This window comes from Marinobacter albus (genome assembly GCF_030238305.1).
Lineage (GTDB): Bacteria > Pseudomonadota > Gammaproteobacteria > Pseudomonadales > Oleiphilaceae > Marinobacter > Marinobacter albus.
Genome location: NZ_JASSQD010000001.1, coordinates 1,510,486 through 1,527,223 on the forward strand (window position 1 = coordinate 1,510,486; position 16,738 = coordinate 1,527,223).

Here is a 16,738-nt window from a genome sequence, read left to right on the forward strand (position 1 = left end):
ATGGCGTTTGATGCTGATGACGAGATTTTGCAGGACTTCCTCGTGGAGGCCGGTGAAATTCTCGAGAAGCTGTCGGAGCAACTGGTCGATCTTGAGCGACACCCGGACGACAGTGATCTGTTGAATGCCATTTTCCGCGGCTTTCATACGGTAAAGGGTGGCGCAGGCTTCCTCCAGCTCGATGCCCTGGTGAATTGCTGCCACTCTGCCGAGAATGTGTTCGATATCCTGCGTAATCACAAGCGTAAGGTAGATTCAGACCTGATGGACGTGGTGCTTGAGACCCTCGATCACGTCAACGCCATGTTCGAGCAGGTCAGGAATCATGAGGAGCTGACACCCGCTCCGGATGCGCTGATTGCCGCCCTGGATGCTTTTGCACAACCGGAGGGCGACGCCGGACAACAACCCGCGGACCTTCGTCAGGACAGTCCGGATGACTGCGGTGATATCACCGACGATGAATTTGAACAGTTGCTGGATGCGCTTCACGACGGCGGCGACGCGGCCCAGGGTCAGCCCGCCGGTTCCGGTGAGTCTGCCAAGGCGTCGGCGGGCGGGGCCGGTGATGATGACATCACCGATGACGAATTCGAGGCCCTGCTGGACCAGCTGCATGGCAAAGGTCAGTTTGCCGGCGCTCCGGCGGCGGGTGAGCCAGCCGCCGATGCCAGCCCGGACGAGCAGGCGTCTTCGGGCAAAGGCGATGATCTGATCACCGACGATGAGTTCGAAAAGCTCCTGGACGAACTGCACGGTAAGGGCGGCGGGCCCACGGCAACTGACTCGGGCAAGGTGCCCGGATCTGGGCCTTCGTCCGGTGCAGCGCCGAAAGCGCCTGCGGCCAAGGCCGCTGCACCGGCCCGGGAGACGGCGCCGGCTGCCGAGACCACGGTACGGGTCGATACCAAGCGCCTTGACGACATCATGAACATGGTCGGCGAACTGGTGCTGGTGCGAAACCGCCTGCAACGCCTGGGTGCGGCGAGTGAAGACGAGCACATGCACAAAGCGGTGTCCAACCTTGATGTGGTGACTACCGATCTGCAGGCCGCCGTCATGCAGACACGGATGCAGCCTATCAAGAAAGTATTTGGCCGGTTCCCCCGCGTGGTCCGCGACCTGGCCCGAAGCCTGAAGAAAGAAGTGAACCTCGTGATGCACGGGGAAGAGACCGATCTGGACAAGAATCTGGTGGAGGCGCTTTCGGATCCCCTGGTTCACCTGGTGAGGAACTCTGTCGATCATGGTATCGAAGCGCCGGATGTTCGTGAGAAAGCAGGCAAGCCGCGGCAGGGTACCGTTACCCTGTCAGCCGAGCAGGAAGGGGATCACATTCTTCTGTCCATCGATGACGATGGTGCGGGCATGGACCCGGAAGTGCTGCGCCGTAAGGCCGTTGAGAAGGGCATCTACGAACAGGATGTGGCCGACCGGCTGACCGAAAGCGAGTGTTTCAACCTGATCTTCTCCGCCGGCTTTTCCACCAAGGAGCAGATCTCGGACGTGTCCGGTCGCGGCGTCGGCATGGACGTGGTCAAGACCAAGATCGGCCAGCTCAATGGCCAGATCAACATTGTGTCGGAGTTGGGCAAGGGCTCCCGGATCATCATCAAGGTTCCGCTCACCCTGGCGATCATGCCAACGCTGATGATCATGCTCGGAGACCAGTCGTTTGCCCTGCCGCTCGTCAACGTGGTGGAGATTTTCCACCTGGATCTGACCAAGACCAATATTGTCGATGGGCGCGAATGTATCGTTGTGCGGGACAAGGTGTTCCCGCTGTTCCACATCAAGCGGTGGCTGGTGAAAAACGCCGCCCGTGAGGACGAGCCGGACAATGCCCACGTCGTGATCGTGGCCATGGGCACCAAGCAGGTGGGTTTTGTGGTCGATCAACTGGTGGGACAGGAAGAGGTCGTTATCAAGCCTCTGGGCCGGGCGCTCCAGGGTACCCCGGGCATGGCCGGGGCCACCATTACGGGCGACGGGCGGATTGCCCTGATTATTGATGTTCCCAGCCTGCTGCAACATTACAGCTGACGCTGTCAGGGTGGGGCGAGAGATTGGACTTCGTTAGGAGAAATGGATGACAGTTTCTGTCCTGGTCGTGGATGATTCAGGGTTCTTTCGAAAACGGCTGACGGAAATTTTGACTGGCTCGGGCCAGATCCGGGTGGTGGGAGCCGCCACCAACGGCCGTGAGGGTGTGGAACTGGCCGAGAAGCTGCGGCCGGATGTCATCACCATGGATTACGAGATGCCGGTAATGGATGGCATTTCGGCGGTTCGGGAAATCATGAAGAATCACCCCGTGCCGGTGCTGATGTTCTCCTCCCTTACCTACGAGGGCGCCCGGGTTACTCTGGATGCCCTGGAGGCGGGGGCAGTGGACTTCCTGCCCAAGAACTTCGAGGAAATCGCGAGGGACAGCAGCCAGCTGCAAAAAATCCTCATTGATCGCATTCTGGATGTGGCTCAAAGCCGGCCCGGAGCGCGGCCGAAACCCGCTCCTGGCAAAGCGCCGTCCGTTCCGAGCGGGCACGAGACGGCACCCTTGCGCCCGCGCCCATCCTCGGCCGCCACTGCGCGCCCGGCTAACGTTCCCAGACCCGCGCAGCCGGCTGCCAACCCCGAGGGGCCCAGACGTCCGGCCCGACGCGGTTCCGCCAAGCACTACAGTGTGGTTGGTATCGGCACCTCCACCGGCGGGCCAGTGGCCCTGCAGCGAGTGCTGACATCGTTGCCGTCGTCGTTTCCCGCGCCGATTGTGCTGGTCCAGCACATGCCCGCCAGTTTCACGCCGGCTTTTGCCGAGCGCCTCGATAAACTGTGCAGGATCCAGGTGCGCCAGGCGGAAGACGGGGACGTGCTCAGGCCCGGCTTGGCCCTCCTGGCTCCGGGCGGTAAACAGATGATGATCGAAAATCGCGGCGGTCAGGCCAGGGTTCGAATCCTGCCCGGCGATGAACGCCTCAACTACAAGCCCTGCGTCGACGTCACCTTCGGGTCCCTGGCCCGCAGCTTTCCCGGTAAAACCCTTGGCGTGATCCTCACGGGCATGGGCTCGGATGGCAAGGACGGCTGCCGGATGATGAAGCAGACCGGGTCTGACATCTGGTCCCAGGACGAGAAAACCTCGGTCATCTATGGCATGCCGATGGCCGTGGCCAGGGCCGGTCTCAGTGACGAAGTTCTGGCGCTCGAGGAAATCGGACCGCGACTGATTGAGGGCGTTTCCTGATGGATATCCTGAGCCTGCTGGGAGTTGTACTCGCTTTTGCCGCCATCCTTGGTGGCAACCTGCTGGAGGGTGGAGCCCTGGGCTCCCTGTTTAACGGTCCGGCAGCGTTGATTGTGGTTGGCGGTACGTTTGCCGCGACGATTCTGCAGACGTCCTGGCCGGTGCTGAAGCGGGCATTCGGACAGGCCCGCTGGGTATTCGTGCCGCCCTTCATCAGTATGGAGGATGGCATCGGCAAGGTCATTGACTGGAGTGTGAAAGCCCGCAAGCAAGGCCTGCTTGGTCTTGAGGGGCTGGCCGAGCGCGAACCCGAACAGTTTGCCCAGAAGGGCCTCCAGTTGCTGGTTGACGGCGCCGAGACCGAGACCATCCGCAGCATCATGGAAGTCGATCTGGAGTCCCGGGAGCAACGGGATCTGGAATCGGCGCGGGTTTTCGAGGCCATGGGCGGGTACTCACCCACCATCGGCATCATCGGCGCGGTGATGGGGCTGATCCAGGTCATGACCAATCTGGAAGATCCCCAGTCGCTGGGCAGCGGGATTGCCACTGCCTTCGTTGCGACCATATACGGCGTCGCCCTGGCAAACCTGCTGTTTTTTCCCGTGGCGAACAAGTTGAGGGGCATCATCCGCGACCGCACCCGGTACCAGGACATGATGATCGACGGCATCATTGCGATCGCGGATGGTGAAAACCCGAAATCCATTGAAATGCGACTGCGGGGCTTCCTGCAGTAACGATGATCAGGCCAACTTATGCGGCGGCGTAGGCAGTCCCAAGAAGATCTCCACAACAAGGAGCGCTGGCTGATTTCCTACGCGGATTTCATCACCCTGCTGTTCGCTTTTTTTGTCGTCATGTACTCCGTTTCCTCCGTTAACGAGGGCAAGTACAAGGTTCTATCCGAAACCCTGACTGGCGTATTCAATGCGCCGCAACGATCGGTTGAGCCGATCGAGGTGGGCGAGCAGCCGAAGCATTCTCTCGATACGCCCTCCGAGGCCGTGATTCCGCCTGCGGTCACCGAGGCTGCCCGCAATTCCGAGAGCGACGCCCAGGCCCGAGCCGAAGCCCTGCAGACCATGGCCGACCAGCTGGCCCTGGAGTTCGACGAACTGATCGAACAGGGTGTGGTGACGATGGAAACCAGCGACCACTGGCTGGAACTCAGTCTGCCGAACAGTCTTTTATTCGGAAGCGGAGATGCCGAACCCCATTACGACGCCTTTGACGTCGTGCAGAAGGTGGCCCGGGTTCTGCGCAATCGTGATAACGCGGTCAAGGTGGAAGGCTTTACCGACAACCAGCCCATCAATACCCCACGATTCCCCTCCAACTGGGAGCTCTCAGCCGCCCGGGCCGCCGCGGTGGTGAGAATGTTGACCATGGAGGGCATCGAACCGGAACGCCTGGCGGCGGTTGGCTACGGCCGGTTCCAGCCGGTCGCCCGCAATGATACCGATGAAGGCCGACGGCGAAATCGAAGGGTTGTTCTCCTCATTTCCCGTGATGCAAGTGTCCGTGGTGCTATGCGTTGAGCCGCGCGGTACGCGGCACATGCGGATAGCTGCCTTGGCACGGTTCCTGTATTGATCCGGGGCAATTCTTCAAGGCCGGCAAGCGTTTGCCGTTTGATCTCATTTTGCAGGCTTGCGAGGGTCAAGTTGCGGATGAACCGGCCGATAAACCGGAATGCAGTGAGTGTGAGTCGGGCTGCAATGACGTTTTCTCTGGAGAAACAAGCGTGCGAATCTGGGCTGTAGCCAATCAGAAGGGCGGTGTGGGTAAAACCACATCCGTGGTTGCGTTGGGTGGTTTGCTGGCCGAACGCGGCGAGCGTGTGCTTGTGGTGGATCTGGATCCCCACGGCTCACTCACGAGCTGGTTCGGATACGATCCGGATACCATTGCCCATAGTGTCTTCGACCTGTTCCAGCATCAGGGCAAGGTGCCCGAGGGGCTTCCGGCCCAGCTTATCACCGAGACGAGCTGTAGCGGGTTGTCGCTGCTTCCGGCCAGTACCGCTTTGGCGACGTTGGAGCGCCGGATGGTGGGGGTTGAGGGCATGGGCCTGATTGTCTCGCGGGCCCTTGCGCAGTTATGGGACGATTTCGATTACGTGCTCCTGGACAATACGCCGTCGCTCGGGGTGTTGATGGTGAACGCTTTGGCGGCGGCCCAGCATCTGGTGATTCCGGTCCAGACCGAGTTCCTGGCGATCAAGGGGCTTGAGCGGATGCTGCATACCCTGAAAATGATCATGCGATCCCAGAAAAACGAGTTGCCCTACACCATAGTGCCGACCCTCTATGATCGCCGGACCCAGGCGTCAGTAAAGAGCCTCAACCTGTTACGCAAGACCTACGCTGACAGCCTCTGGCGGTTTGCCGTGCCCGTGGATACCAAGTTCCGGGATGCCAGCCAGTCTGGCGTTGTTCCGTCTGCGCTCGACGCGGCAACCCACGGAGTTCGAGCCTATGCCCACCTGTTGGAGGATTTGCTTGCCCGAACGGGTTCCGTGAAGGAGCGTCAGCATGCCTGACGAAAATTTGACGAGGCTGTCTGATCCGGCCAACGCCATTGCCAGTTACCTGGATGACCTGCTGCATACCGCGACGGATACTGCGCTGCGCGAGGAGTCGGCCGTTGAAGCTCCGCCGCGGGAGGCCGGGGCCAAAGCGCCGGTGAAAACCGTTCCGCAGACACAACCTGAAACCCGTAAAGCCAGTCCGAAGGTGATGGAAAAGCCGGTCCTGGCACCGAGCGTTGTCGAGTCGCCTGCTCCAGAACCGCCGGAACCCGAGGTTGTTGCCAGTCCGGAAGCCGATCTGCAGCCGGCCGTATCTGAACCGCCATCCCGGCCGGACTGGTCCGGTGCGCCGTTTGAGTGTCTGATCTTTACTGTGGCCGGCCTGCAGTTGGCGGTGCCCCTGATTCTGCTGGGTGCCATCCACCGTATCGAGGAAGGCATCCGGCCGATTCCGGGAAGCCCCCGCTGGTACATGGGCATTCGACCCGATCGCGACCAGAACCTGAGGGTGGTGGATACGGCTGAATGGATCATGGCGGGTCGGGTGCCGGACAATGCCCGTGACAACTACCGGTTTGTCATCCGTCTGGACAACAGCGACTGGGGTCTGACCTGCGACGACGTGGCGCAGTCCTTCACGCTGAAGCCGGATGAGGTGCGCTGGCGTACCTCTCGCAGTAAGCGACCCTGGCTGGCCGGAACGGTCATTGACCATATGTGCGCCCTGATCGATGTGCGCACCATGGCCGACCTTCTCGTCAGGGCCGAGCGTGAACACCATCTCGACCTGAGTTGAGAAAAAACCGGTTACCGATTGAAACTGTGCCGCGCTGGCACGGTTTGTGCCCATAAATATAGTATTGGGCACTGATGATGATTTTTTGACGATCAGGTTGCCCGTCGGGCAGCCACACAGGAGACACAGTGCTATGGCATCCCCGAGCGGACAACACAATCAGGTCCAGGACGATCAGGTACTGCAGTACGTGACCTTCCGTCTGGATGACGAGACCTACGGCCTGAATGTCATGCAGATCCAGGAAGTGCTGAGGTACACGGAGATAGCCCCGGTCCCGGGTGCCCCCGATTATGTCCTCGGGATCATCAATCTGCGGGGCAACGTCGTCACGGTCATCGATACCCGGCGCCGGTTTGGACTGGCGGACGCGGAAGTGAACGATGCGACCCGAATTGTGGTGATGGAATCGGACAATCAGGTCATGGGTATTCTGGTGGATTCCGTGGCCGAAGTGGTCTACCTGAAGTCCAGCGAAATTGAGACTGCACCGAACGTGGGTAATGAGGAAAGTGCCAAGTTTATCCAGGGCGTGTGCAACAAGGATGGTGAGCTGATCATCCTGGTTGAATTCGACAAAATGTTGTCAGAGAACGAATGGGCTGAAATCGCCGCACTGTAACCGGGAACTCCTCGCCTGGCAGTGCCTCGGATGGACGCCTTTCGTCATAAATCACGGGAGACGTCCGTCATGTTTGCAGAAATTCCGTCCTATCTTCCCTGGGGGCTGACTGTTGCGGCCTTGTCACTGGTTCTGGTTCAGGGCGTTGTTCACGGACGCCAGATCCGGCAGCTGAAATCCTCGCTCAAGGACCGCTGCGATATCCTTGGCCGGGAACTGCACGCGACCACCAGCGGCAGCGTCGGCGTTGGCCAGCGGCTGGTCGCCTGCGAACGACAGCTTCACGAACTGAGAACCACACTGGACGAGATGCGCCAGAACGACCCGCTGCGAATCTCCTACGACGAGGCCTCCCGCTTAGTGGACCTGGGTGCCGATATCGACGACCTCATGAATACCTGCGGTATCTCCCGCCCCGAAGCCGAACTGGTATCCGCCTTGAAACGGCGACAGGCGGCGTAACCCCACCTTAGAATCTTCGGAGCGCGCTCAGTCGCTTTCCCGGTTTGCGGGTCGGGCATCGTCGGGTGTCCGGCCCCGGATGTGGAAGGCGAATGCCAGTATCTCGGCGATCACCCGGTACAGGCTCTCCGGAATTTCTTCATTGAGCGAGAGTCGGGCCAGGATGCTGGCCAATTCGGCGTTCTCATAAAGCGGAACATTGTGCTCCCGGGCTATCCGGACAATTTCCTCCGCCAGTTCATGGGTACCGGTCGCGGCAATGATCGGTGCCTGTTCGCCATCGTACTTCAGTGCGACCGCAGCGTTGGCGCCGTGTTCATTGGTTCGGTCGGTCATGCTCTTGTGTCCACCAGTCTGTGTTCAAGGCGTGTGGCCGAAGCCTGCGGGGTGCCTCTTCGACACTCCAGATCGGTCACGTCCAGCCCCAGGTCAGTCAGGCTCTGCCTGAGCAAGGGTAATTCCTCGTTAACCTGTCGCAGAGTGCTCTGCTTCTCGGCCCAGACCCGGGCGCTGACCGATTGCTGGCGCAGTGCCACGTCAAAGTGCAGGGGGCCGGCTTCATCCAGGTCCATGGCCAGCGAGAGTCGCCATTCGCTGACGGAGGCCTTGTGCTGTTGCTCCTGGGTTCCGCGGTCCTCGGGATACTGTTCGAGGCGCAACTGCGCAACCCGCGGTTCGTTCTGGGGGGTGACCCATGGCAGCTCCAGCAGCAGGGTAGACAGGGGCGCCGGTGCGTCACCGCCGGTCCTCGCCGTCAGAACCTGGCTGTGGAGCTGATTCACGGTAATCCGGTTCAGCATGCCCGCCAGTAGTCGGAGCATCTGGCCGACGGTGGTAGCTTCGCCGTTGGCGGATTGAGCCGGTGCCCGGGGGCTGGCCTGGGGAAAGTTCAGGGGGGCCTGAACGAGTTCCGGGCTGGCCAGTGGCGTCAGCCGGTTAAAGTGCTCCGGACCGTTTCCCTGCTGGGTCAGGAGGGCTGTAATGACTCGCCCGACTGCCAGTTTCAGATCCGGCAATGTGGCCGATGGGGTTTGAACCAGCCTCGATTCGGCAAACAGGCCGCTTTCGGCGATCCATTGTTTGATCTGTTGCAGTGGTTGCTCCTGACGTCCGCTGCCGGGCATGAGACTGGCGCTTGCGGGCAGGCGGGCGAGCACCTGCTGGATGCTCTGGCGGGCCGCCTCAGGCAAGGGTTGGGACGGTCTGGCAGAGGGCAACTGGCCGGGACTCGGGTCTGGTTTCAACCCCTGGCTCAGGCTGGCCAGCAATTTCGTGAGTCCGCCCTCCAGATTCTGCTGCCAGGGCATGTGCTGAACCAGGGCCCGGGCGATTCCGGTTTCCTGTGCCGGTGCCAATTTTCCCATCAACTGGAGTTCATTGCCGGCCCGCATGACCTTGACCCAGTCACCGGTTTCCAGTCTGGTGTTGCCAATGGCGGCTTCGACCAGCAGTGATTTGCCGCGGACGTCCAGCAACACCTCGGAAGTCGCCTGGCCCTGACGATTGATGATTTCGGCGACCCGTGCCAGTGTGGCTTGCCGGTTGGCCAGCTGCAGCGCATCAAGCTGTTGTCGCGCAGAGGGCTGCGGGTTGTCCGCGCCTGCCGCATTCACCGTTGCCGCGCGGGCCGGTGAGATCGGGGTTTGCCCGGCGGGTTGGGGCGGTTGTTGGCCAGTCGGTAGTTTCATCGCGATCGATTTGATGTTGGAAAAGAGTAATCCGCAAGCGCTTTCGTTATAATACGCCGCGCTGGCGAGTCTTACCGTGAATAATGTCTGCACCCGCCGCGTCAGTCTTGAATGCACCCGATGCCGTATGAGCGTGCATCGTCCTGGTTACGGGGCCCTGATGTCTGAGCCGTTACTACAGGCTGCCAATCTGCAGTGTGAACGAGGTGAGCGGATACTGTTCCGTGACCTTTCGTTTTCCATACTGCCCGGTACGGTGACCCGTGTCGAGGGTGCCAATGGCACCGGTAAAACCACGCTGCTCCGGATCCTGGCGGGGCTCAACGATGCCTGGTCGGGTGAGCTGCTCTGGCGCGGGCAGTCTCGGGTAATCCACCGGGAAGAGTTTCTCCGCAACATGCTCTACCTGGGCCACCGGCCCGGAATAAAAGCATTGCTGACACCAATGGAAAACCTCCGGGCGCTGACGGCATCCCGCCGACCGGTGGCCGATACAGTGTTGCACCAGGCGCTGGCCGGGACCGGACTGGATGGTTTTCAGGAGGTTCCCTGCCGGAAGCTGTCAGCGGGGCAGCAGCGCCGGGTGGCGCTCGCTCGTCTGTTGATTGCCGACGAGCCACTCTGGCTGCTGGATGAGGTCTTCACGGCAATTGATGCAGACGGCGTCCGCGCCATCGAAACCCTGCTGCAGCATCGCGCGGAAGAGGGCGGGGCGGTGGTTGTAACCACCCATCACGATCTGCAGTTGCCGGGTATGCAACGCATTGTCCTGGGCGGGGAGTCAGACGATGAATGCTGAGACCCGTCCCCTGATCAAACCTCTGAGTTCCGGGGTTGGCAACATGGCATCCATGAAGGCCGTGTTCAGCCGGGATATGAAAGTGGCCTTTCGGCAGCGTCAGGACCTGCTCAACCCGCTGCTCTTCTTCGTCATGGTGGTGACACTCTTCCCCCTTGGTGTTAGCCCGGAAGTGTCATTTCTCCGGGAAGCGGGTGCGGGTATCCTGTGGGTGGCGGCGCTGTTGTCAGTGTTATTGTCGCTGGATCATCTGTTCCGCCACGATTTTGATGATGGCACCCTGGAGCAACTGGTGCTTCAGCCGCAACCGCTGTTTTTGCTGGTTCTGGCGAAAACGCTGGCGCATTGGACGCTGACCGGGTTGCCGCTGGTGCTCCTGGCTCCGGTTCTTGGGGTAATGGTGCATCTGGAAGGGAACTCCATTGCAGTTTTGTGTCTAACGCTGCTGATTGGTACGCCGGTGCTGAGTCTGATCGGGTCCATTGGTGCAGCCTTGACCCTCGGTTTGCGTTCGGCGGGTGTGCTCTTGTCCCTGCTGATCATTCCGCTGTACATTCCTGTCCTGATTTTCGGCACAGGTACGGTCGCTGCGGCTACCGAAGGCGCGCCGGTGGCCGCTTACCTGGCGCTGCTGGGGGCTTTCCTGGTCCTGGCGATCACGCTGGCGCCGTTTGCGGCCTCGGCGGCGTTGAGAATAAGCCTGTCAAACAGCTAGGAAGATGTTGATGATTTTTAGGGTATCCAACTGATGTGGCAGATTTTTCATAAACTGGGGTCACCCAAATGGTTTTTCGGGATTGCGACCCGGTTAATGCCCTGGCTGCTGGCAGGTGGGGTACTGCTGATGATGGCGGGCATCGTCTGGGGGCTGGGGTTTGCGCCCAAAGATTATCTTCAGGGCAACAGTTATCGCATTATCTTTATCCATGTACCAACAGCATTCCTTGCTCAATCCGTGTACATCATGATGGCTGTGGCCGCCGTCGTCACCCTGGTTTGGCGAATGAAGCTGGCCGACGTCTTTGTCAAAGCCGTGGCACCTGTTGGCCTGGTTCTGACCTTTCTGGCGCTCTTCACCGGTGCGGTCTGGGGCAAACCAACCTGGGGAACCTGGTGGATCTGGGATGCCCGGCTCACGTCCATGCTGATTCTGTTGTTCCTTTACGGTGGAGTGATTGCCCTCGACCGGGCCATAAACGATGAGAAATCGGCGGCCCGGGCGGTGGCGGTTCTGGTCTTGGTTGGGGTGGTGAATATCCCTATCATCAAGTATTCGGTGGAGTGGTGGAATACTCTGCACCAGCCGGCGACCTTCAAGCTGACCGAAAAACCAACCATGCCGGCCGAAATGTGGGTGCCACTGTTATTGTCCGTGCTGGGTCTGTATCTGGTGTTTGGCTGGCTCGCCTGCCTGCGCATGCAAACCGAGATTCTGGTCCGCGAACAACGCACGCGTTGGGTAAGAGAGCATGTTATGGCTGGGAGGACCTGATTTATGGCGTTCGAATCACTCGCGGCCTTCCTGTCGATGGACGGGCATGGTCCTTACGTATGGACCTGTTACGGTGCTTTTTTCGTGCTGATGGCGGTAATGATGGTCTGGTCGGTTCGCCGTCGCCGGGCGGTCATCGAATCGTGCCGTCGGCGCTATGAATCCCTCGAGAGCAGGGATGTTGGTGCCACAACCCGGGCAGCGGCCACGTTCACTCGAGTTAATGTTTCCCAAGACTGAAGGGCAGATACTGAATGCACCCGATCCGTAAGAAGCGGCTGACCATTGTTTTATTCCTCGTCGCAGGAATTGCCATCGCGGTAGGTCTGACCACCTACGCGCTTCGTCAGAACATCAACCTGTTCTATGATCCGACCCAGATCTCGGCAGGTGAGGCACCGGTGGACGTGCGGATTCGCGCCGGTGGCATGGTTGAGGAAGGGTCTGTGATTCGCGACCCGAACAGCCTGAAGGTCGAGTTCCGGGTAACCGATTTCAACGCGTCAGTGCCGGTGGAATACGTTGGTATCCTGCCGGATCTGTTCGCCGAGGGTCAGGGTGTTGTTGCCATGGGCCAGTTGAACGGTCAAGGTCGCTTTGTTGCGGACCAGGTGCTGGCGAAACACGACGAGAACTATATGCCACCGGAAGTGGCCGACGCGTTGGCGAAATCGGCGAAGAACGGGCAGCAGCCAAGCAAGGCTGGCGACGCACCCGCTTACTGATCACCACTTAACGAACAGCCAGTTGGCTGGAGGGCTTTGATGTATCCGGAACTCGGACAGCTCGCACTGATTCTCGCGCTGTTGCTGGCAGTGCTCCTTTCCGTCGTGCCTCTGGTAGGTTCTATAGCCGGGCGGGATAACCTGCAGGCATTTGCCCGCCCCCTGGCAACCGGACTGTTTGTATTCATCGCACTGGCGTTCGCGGTGCTGACCCACGCCTTCCTGACGGATGATTTTTCTGTTGCCTATGTGGCCAACAACAGCAACAGCCTGCTGCCCTGGTACTTCAAGTTCAGTGCGGTCTGGGGTGGTCATGAAGGGTCATTGCTGTTGTGGATACTGATGCTGGCGGGTTGGACGATGGCCGTGGCCGTCTTCAGCCGGCGCTTGCCGACTGTGATGATCTCCCAGGTTCTGTCGGTTCTGGGGATGGTCGCTGTCGGCTTCCTCCTGTTCATTATTATTACGTCCAATCCGTTTGATCGCCTGTTGCCGAACATACCGGCTGACGGAGCGGATCTGAACCCGCTGTTGCAGGACTTTGGCCTGATTGTTCATCCGCCGATGCTGTACATGGGCTATGTCGGTTTTTCCGTGGCGTTTGCCTTTGCGATTGCCGCGCTGATGAACGGTCGGCTGGATGCGGCCTGGGCCCGGTGGTCGCGGCCCTGGACGACGGTGGCCTGGGCATTTCTGTCGGTCGGTATTGCCCTCGGCAGTTGGTGGGCCTACTACGAGCTCGGTTGGGGCGGCTGGTGGTTCTGGGATCCGGTTGAGAATGCCTCGCTCCTGCCCTGGCTCTCTGGGACCGCACTGATGCATTCCCTGGCGGTGACCGAAAAACGCGGTGTGTTCAAAAGCTGGACGGTACTGCTCGCGATCGTTACCTTTGCGCTGAGTCTGCTGGGGACCTTCCTGGTGCGCTCGGGGGTCCTGACGTCGGTGCACGCCTTCGCGTCGGACCCGGAGCGGGGGGTGTTCCTGCTAGCCTTGCTGGCGGTCACCGTTATCGCCAGCCTGACGCTCTATGCCTTCCGCGCGCCCGTAGTCCATGTCCGGTCGCGTTACGGTACCCTCTCACGGGAGATATTCCTGCTGCTCAACAATGTGCTGCTGGTCTCGGCCACCCTGCTGGTGGCCGTGGGTACTCTGTATCCGCTGGTATTGGATTATCTGGATATGGGCAGATTGTCCATTGGCGAACCCTTCTTCAACCTCACCTTCAGCCCGCTGGCAGTAGCCACCGGACTGCTGCTCGGCACCGGTATCTTCTCGCGTTGGAAAAAGACCGACGGTGGCTGGCTCGGGCGCAAACTGCTGTGGCCCCTGGCCATCAGCCTGGTAGCAAGCACAGCCGTTCTGATCGGTTACGGGGGATTCAAACCCTGGGCCTTTGCCGGGATCTTTTCCGCCATGTGGGTGGCGGTAGCCACATTCTGGGATCTTCTGGACAAATCCTCGTCCCGCAAGGGCCGGCTCCACGGCCTTAAGCGCCAGTCCCGAAGCTACTACGGCATGGTCCTCGGCCACCTCGGCCTGGCCATTACCATGGCCGGTGCCACGGTGGTGTCCAATTACGGAATCGAGCGAGATGTCCGGATGGTGCCGGGAGATGTCGCCACGGTTGGAGATTATCAATTTGTCTTTCGCGAGATAGGCGAGCGCCAGGGACCTAACTTTACCGCCCAATATGGCAGCTTTGACGTGATCCTGGACGGCGAGCAGGTCGCTGACCTGCATCCGGAGAAACGCCAGTATTCGGTGGGTATGAGCGTCATGACCGAGGCGGACATCGATGCCGGACTGTTCCGGGACATTTTCGTTGCCATTGGAGAGCGCATCTCAGACCAGGCCTGGGCAATCCGCCTCCAGTACAAGCCGCTGGTCCGTTGGCTGTGGTTGGGTGCAGTGTTCATGGCGGCGGGAGGCTTCCTTGCCATTTCTGACCGCCGTTACCGTATTCGTGAGCGGGCCGGGGCACGTGAGAGCGCCAGGGAAGACACCGCTCGTCAGTCTGATGATCCTGCTGGAGCTTTGTCATGAAGCGGTTTTTTCTGTTCCTTCCCCTGTTGATTGCGGTGGTCCTGGGGGTTGTCCTGTTCGCCGGTATCGGGAAGGATCCCACCAAACTGGAGTCCGCCCTGGTGGGTAAGCCGGTGCCTGCTTTCAGCCTGAAGGACCTCAATAACCCGGAGGCGGAGCTGGACGAGAGCCTGCTTCGTGGTGAAGTGCAGCTGTTGAACGTCTGGGGGACATGGTGCCCGGCCTGCCGTGACGAACACGATGACCTCATGTGGCTGGCCCAGGATAAGGGCATCTCGATTGTCGGGCTGAATTATAAGGACAATCGGGCAGACGCACTGGTCTGGCTGGAGCGTCTCGGGAATCCCTACCGCAAGACAATCTACGACCCCAAGGGAACACTGGGCTTTGATCTGGGTGTCTATGGGGCGCCGGAAACCTTTGTGATCGATGCGTCAGGCGTGGTTCGTTACCGCCACGTTGGCGTGGTGAACAAGCAGGTATGGCAAGAAACCTTGCTGCCCGCGATCAACGACGCCCGGGGGAACGGTTGATGAGGCATCTTCTGTTCGTCATGCTGCTGGCTGGGTTGTCTGGGGTGGCGACCGCAGAGGTGGCAGATGTCTATGATTTCCGAACCGTGGAGCAGGAGCAGCGGTTTCAGAATCTGATTGAGGAGTTGCGCTGTCCCAAGTGCCAGAACCAGAACATTGCCGATTCGAATGCTCCGATCTCCAAGGATATGCGAGCGGAGGTGTATCGGATGATGAGTGAGGGCGCGACCGACCGGGAGATTATTGATGCCCTGGTTGCCCGGTTCGGCGAGTTCATTCTCTACAAACCGGAAGTCGAAAAACGCACCATCCTGCTTTGGGCGACGCCCGCTATCGCAGTCCTCGGCGGGCTGCTGATGGTTACCATTGTGGTGATTCGTTCCCGGCGCGGTAACGCTGAGCAGACCGCTCTGACCCCGGAAGAGAAAGCCCGGGTGGAAAAGATTCTTGCAGAGGGTGACCGGGACACAAAGGCCTGACTCAACCCTTCTCTGCTTTACCCATGACTGAACCTGTGACGATAACTCCATGACCGAAACCTTCTGGATTGCCGCAACGGTATTAATCATTCTTGCCCTTGCCTTTGTCTTATACCCGGTACTGTTCCACAGCTCCGGAGCAAGAGAGCGTGCGGACCTCAGAAATCAGAACCTGTTGGCCTACCGCAGCCGGATGAAAGAGCTGGAGGCGGAGTATGAGGCCGGCATCCTCGAAGAGGAAAACTACCGCCTGCTGAAGGAAGAATTGGCGGGCGCCATGCTCGACGATGTCCCGGACACTGCGCAGCCAAGCCGCCTGGTAAGCGGCCGGAAAAGTGCAATGGCCGTTGGCCTTGTGGCTATTCTTGTGCTGCCTGCCGCTACCTTTCTGCTCTACCAGGAATGGGGAGCCATGGACCGGGTGGAACAGTTCATCACCATGCAGGAGATGGGCGATACCGATGCTGCGCGCCAGACCCGGATGAACGAACTGGCCGGGCAACTGAGGGAGAAGCTTGAGGCCAGCCCCGAAAACTCCGATGGTTGGGCCATGCTCGGGCAAAGCTACATGCGGCTTGAACGCTACGAGGATGCCGCGTGGGCGTTCCGGCGACTGGCGGACAGCGTCGAGGAAGACGGTGCGCGCGCCGTGGCCCTGGGGCTTGCGGCGCAAGCGCTTTTTTACCGTAGCCAGGGAGCTATGACTGAGGAAGTGACTGCCGCCATTGAGGCGGCCAGGGCGCTGAACCCTGACGAGGTGAATGCCCTGGGACTCCTGGGCATCCATGCGTTCAGTCAGCAGGACTACCGCGAAGCGATCCGTTACTGGGAGCGCATCGGTACCGTCGCCCCGGACCATCCGCAACTGGCCTCCATTCAGGGGGGCATTCGGGAGGCTTACAACCGGTTGGGCGAGGAGCCGCCAGCCATGAACCAGATGGCGGCTGACGGTCCCGCGGTGACCGTTCGGGTCGCGCTCGCCGACGCTTTCCGCGATCAGGTGCCCGCTGACACCACGTTGTTCGTCTTTGCCCGTCGGGTCGACGGTGCCGGTGGACCTCCACTGGCGATCACGCGGCTGACCGCCGGGGCGCTACCTGCGGAAGTGCGCCTGGATGACAGCAAGTCGATGTCACCTGAGGCGAAGATTTCCGGCGCCGACGAAGTCATGGTAACGGCCCGGTTAAGCCGCTCGGGCAACGCCATTGCCCAGGCGGGCGACTGGCAAGGCAGCCTCGAAGCTCCCGTTGCCGTGGGGTCGGATGCGCCGGTGGAGCTGGTTATCGACAAGCAGCTTACTGAGTAAGCCGCTAGACGAGGCG

General features: G+C 60.3%; 19 protein-coding genes. 17 read left to right on the top strand and 2 right to left on the bottom strand.

The genetic code is table 11. The features are described 5' to 3' along the window. The 8 genes from QQF73_RS07095 (at position 1) to QQF73_RS07130 (ending at position 7,657) form a co-directional block, all read left to right on the top strand. Positions 1–2,043 (top strand): chemotaxis protein CheA, encoded by a 2,043-nt coding sequence (locus tag QQF73_RS07095; RefSeq protein ID WP_285367740.1) that lies wholly within the window; start codon positions 1–3, stop codon positions 2,041–2,043. Between the two features lie 46 nt (positions 2,044–2,089). Next, positions 2,090–3,244 (top strand): protein-glutamate methylesterase/protein-glutamine glutaminase, encoded by a 1,155-nt coding sequence (locus tag QQF73_RS07100; protein ID WP_285367741.1) that lies wholly within the window; start codon positions 2,090–2,092, stop codon positions 3,242–3,244. Next, a complete protein-coding gene (locus QQF73_RS07105; protein WP_219866177.1) occupies positions 3,244–3,984 on the top strand; it encodes a flagellar motor protein in 741 nt (246 codons plus the stop codon). Before QQF73_RS07100 ends, QQF73_RS07105 begins: the two co-directional genes overlap by 1 nt. Positions 3,985–4,002: 18 nt before the next feature. Next, positions 4,003–4,785 (top strand): flagellar motor protein MotD, encoded by a 783-nt coding sequence (motD, locus tag QQF73_RS07110; protein ID WP_285367742.1) that lies wholly within the window; start codon positions 4,003–4,005, stop codon positions 4,783–4,785. A gap of 206 nt (positions 4,786–4,991) precedes the next feature. After that, entirely contained in the window at positions 4,992–5,789 is a 798-nt protein-coding gene (locus tag QQF73_RS07115) for a ParA family protein (RefSeq protein ID WP_219866175.1), read from the top strand. Continuing rightward, a complete protein-coding gene (locus QQF73_RS07120) occupies positions 5,782–6,573 on the top strand; it encodes a chemotaxis protein CheW (RefSeq protein WP_285367743.1) in 792 nt (263 codons plus the stop codon). The genes QQF73_RS07115 and QQF73_RS07120 overlap by 8 nt, the downstream gene beginning before the upstream one ends. Before the next feature lie 133 nt (positions 6,574–6,706). Continuing rightward, the gene (locus QQF73_RS07125) at positions 6,707–7,195 is read left to right on the top strand and encodes a chemotaxis protein CheW (protein WP_219866173.1); all 489 of its coding nucleotides are present in this window, start codon (positions 6,707–6,709) and stop codon (positions 7,193–7,195) included. Between the two features lie 69 nt (positions 7,196–7,264). Beyond that, positions 7,265–7,657, top strand: a complete 393-nt coding sequence (locus QQF73_RS07130) for a DUF2802 domain-containing protein (protein WP_219866172.1) — start codon at positions 7,265–7,267, stop codon at positions 7,655–7,657. Between the two features lie 27 nt (positions 7,658–7,684). Here QQF73_RS07130 and QQF73_RS07135 read toward each other — a convergent pair whose 3' ends face one another. Then, positions 7,685–7,993 carry an EscU/YscU/HrcU family type III secretion system export apparatus switch protein gene (locus QQF73_RS07135; RefSeq protein WP_219866171.1) on the bottom strand — a complete coding sequence of 103 codons (309 nt, stop codon included), beginning with the start codon at positions 7,991–7,993 and terminating at the stop codon, positions 7,685–7,687. Then, positions 7,990–9,345: a flagellar hook-length control protein FliK gene (gene fliK, locus QQF73_RS07140; protein WP_219866170.1), complete on the bottom strand. Its 1,356-nt coding sequence runs from the start codon at positions 9,343–9,345 to the stop codon at positions 7,990–7,992. The genes QQF73_RS07135 and fliK overlap by 4 nt, the downstream gene beginning before the upstream one ends. Positions 9,346–9,505: 160 nt before the next feature. Between fliK and ccmA the strand changes: the two genes are divergently transcribed. Genes ccmA through ccmI form a run of 9 tightly spaced genes read left to right on the top strand, consistent with a single transcriptional unit; the run spans position 9,506 to position 16,722 of the window. Beyond that, positions 9,506–10,144: a cytochrome c biogenesis heme-transporting ATPase CcmA gene (ccmA, locus tag QQF73_RS07145; RefSeq protein ID WP_219866169.1), complete on the top strand. Its 639-nt coding sequence runs from the start codon at positions 9,506–9,508 to the stop codon at positions 10,142–10,144. After that, positions 10,134–10,859 (top strand): heme exporter protein CcmB, encoded by a 726-nt coding sequence (ccmB, locus tag QQF73_RS07150; RefSeq protein WP_219866168.1) that lies wholly within the window; start codon positions 10,134–10,136, stop codon positions 10,857–10,859. The genes ccmA and ccmB overlap by 11 nt, the downstream gene beginning before the upstream one ends. A 33-nt stretch (positions 10,860–10,892) precedes the next feature. Further along, positions 10,893–11,636, top strand: a complete 744-nt coding sequence (gene ccmC / locus QQF73_RS07155) for a heme ABC transporter permease CcmC (protein WP_219866167.1) — start codon at positions 10,893–10,895, stop codon at positions 11,634–11,636. A 3-nt stretch (positions 11,637–11,639) separates the two neighbouring features. Further along, positions 11,640–11,876 carry a heme exporter protein CcmD gene (gene ccmD / locus QQF73_RS07160; protein WP_219866166.1) on the top strand — a complete coding sequence of 79 codons (237 nt, stop codon included), beginning with the start codon at positions 11,640–11,642 and terminating at the stop codon, positions 11,874–11,876. 14 nt (positions 11,877–11,890) lie between these two features. Next, the gene (gene ccmE / locus QQF73_RS07165; protein WP_219866165.1) at positions 11,891–12,361 is read left to right on the top strand and encodes a cytochrome c maturation protein CcmE; all 471 of its coding nucleotides are present in this window, start codon (positions 11,891–11,893) and stop codon (positions 12,359–12,361) included. Between the two features lie 39 nt (positions 12,362–12,400). Beyond that, a complete protein-coding gene (locus QQF73_RS07170; protein ID WP_285367744.1) occupies positions 12,401–14,404 on the top strand; it encodes a heme lyase CcmF/NrfE family subunit in 2,004 nt (667 codons plus the stop codon). After that, positions 14,401–14,937, top strand: coding sequence for a DsbE family thiol:disulfide interchange protein (locus tag QQF73_RS07175; RefSeq protein ID WP_285367746.1), 537 nt, complete (start codon positions 14,401–14,403; stop codon positions 14,935–14,937). The genes QQF73_RS07170 and QQF73_RS07175 overlap by 4 nt, the downstream gene beginning before the upstream one ends. Next, positions 14,937–15,416, top strand: a complete 480-nt coding sequence (locus QQF73_RS07180; protein WP_285367747.1) for a cytochrome c-type biogenesis protein — start codon at positions 14,937–14,939, stop codon at positions 15,414–15,416. The genes QQF73_RS07175 and QQF73_RS07180 overlap by 1 nt, the downstream gene beginning before the upstream one ends. A 49-nt stretch (positions 15,417–15,465) precedes the next feature. Continuing rightward, entirely contained in the window at positions 15,466–16,722 is a 1,257-nt protein-coding gene (gene ccmI, locus QQF73_RS07185; RefSeq protein WP_219866161.1) for a c-type cytochrome biogenesis protein CcmI, read from the top strand. Positions 16,723–16,738 lie beyond the last annotated feature (16 nt).

Coding starts and splice junctions, on each gene's coding strand:
- QQF73_RS07095 (WP_285367740.1), top strand. CDS start 1: ATGGCGTTTGATGCTGATGACGAGATTTTGCAGGACTTCCTCGTGGAG.
- QQF73_RS07100 (WP_285367741.1), top strand. CDS start 2,090: ATGACAGTTTCTGTCCTGGTCGTGGATGATTCAGGGTTCTTTCGAAAA.
- QQF73_RS07105 (WP_219866177.1), top strand. CDS start 3,244: ATGGATATCCTGAGCCTGCTGGGAGTTGTACTCGCTTTTGCCGCCATC.
- motD (WP_285367742.1), top strand. CDS start 4,003: ATGCGGCGGCGTAGGCAGTCCCAAGAAGATCTCCACAACAAGGAGCGC.
- QQF73_RS07120 (WP_285367743.1), top strand. CDS start 5,782: ATGCCTGACGAAAATTTGACGAGGCTGTCTGATCCGGCCAACGCCATT.
- QQF73_RS07125 (WP_219866173.1), top strand. CDS start 6,707: ATGGCATCCCCGAGCGGACAACACAATCAGGTCCAGGACGATCAGGTA.
- QQF73_RS07130 (WP_219866172.1), top strand. CDS start 7,265: ATGTTTGCAGAAATTCCGTCCTATCTTCCCTGGGGGCTGACTGTTGCG.
- QQF73_RS07135 (WP_219866171.1), bottom strand. CDS start 7,993: ATGACCGACCGAACCAATGAACACGGCGCCAACGCTGCGGTCGCACTG.
- fliK (WP_219866170.1), bottom strand. CDS start 9,345: ATGAAACTACCGACTGGCCAACAACCGCCCCAACCCGCCGGGCAAACC.
- ccmA (WP_219866169.1), top strand. CDS start 9,506: ATGTCTGAGCCGTTACTACAGGCTGCCAATCTGCAGTGTGAACGAGGT.
- ccmB (WP_219866168.1), top strand. CDS start 10,134: ATGAATGCTGAGACCCGTCCCCTGATCAAACCTCTGAGTTCCGGGGTT.
- ccmC (WP_219866167.1), top strand. CDS start 10,893: ATGTGGCAGATTTTTCATAAACTGGGGTCACCCAAATGGTTTTTCGGG.
- ccmD (WP_219866166.1), top strand. CDS start 11,640: ATGGCGTTCGAATCACTCGCGGCCTTCCTGTCGATGGACGGGCATGGT.
- ccmE (WP_219866165.1), top strand. CDS start 11,891: ATGCACCCGATCCGTAAGAAGCGGCTGACCATTGTTTTATTCCTCGTC.
- QQF73_RS07170 (WP_285367744.1), top strand. CDS start 12,401: ATGTATCCGGAACTCGGACAGCTCGCACTGATTCTCGCGCTGTTGCTG.
- QQF73_RS07175 (WP_285367746.1), top strand. CDS start 14,401: ATGAAGCGGTTTTTTCTGTTCCTTCCCCTGTTGATTGCGGTGGTCCTG.
- QQF73_RS07180 (WP_285367747.1), top strand. CDS start 14,937: ATGAGGCATCTTCTGTTCGTCATGCTGCTGGCTGGGTTGTCTGGGGTG.
- ccmI (WP_219866161.1), top strand. CDS start 15,466: ATGACCGAAACCTTCTGGATTGCCGCAACGGTATTAATCATTCTTGCC.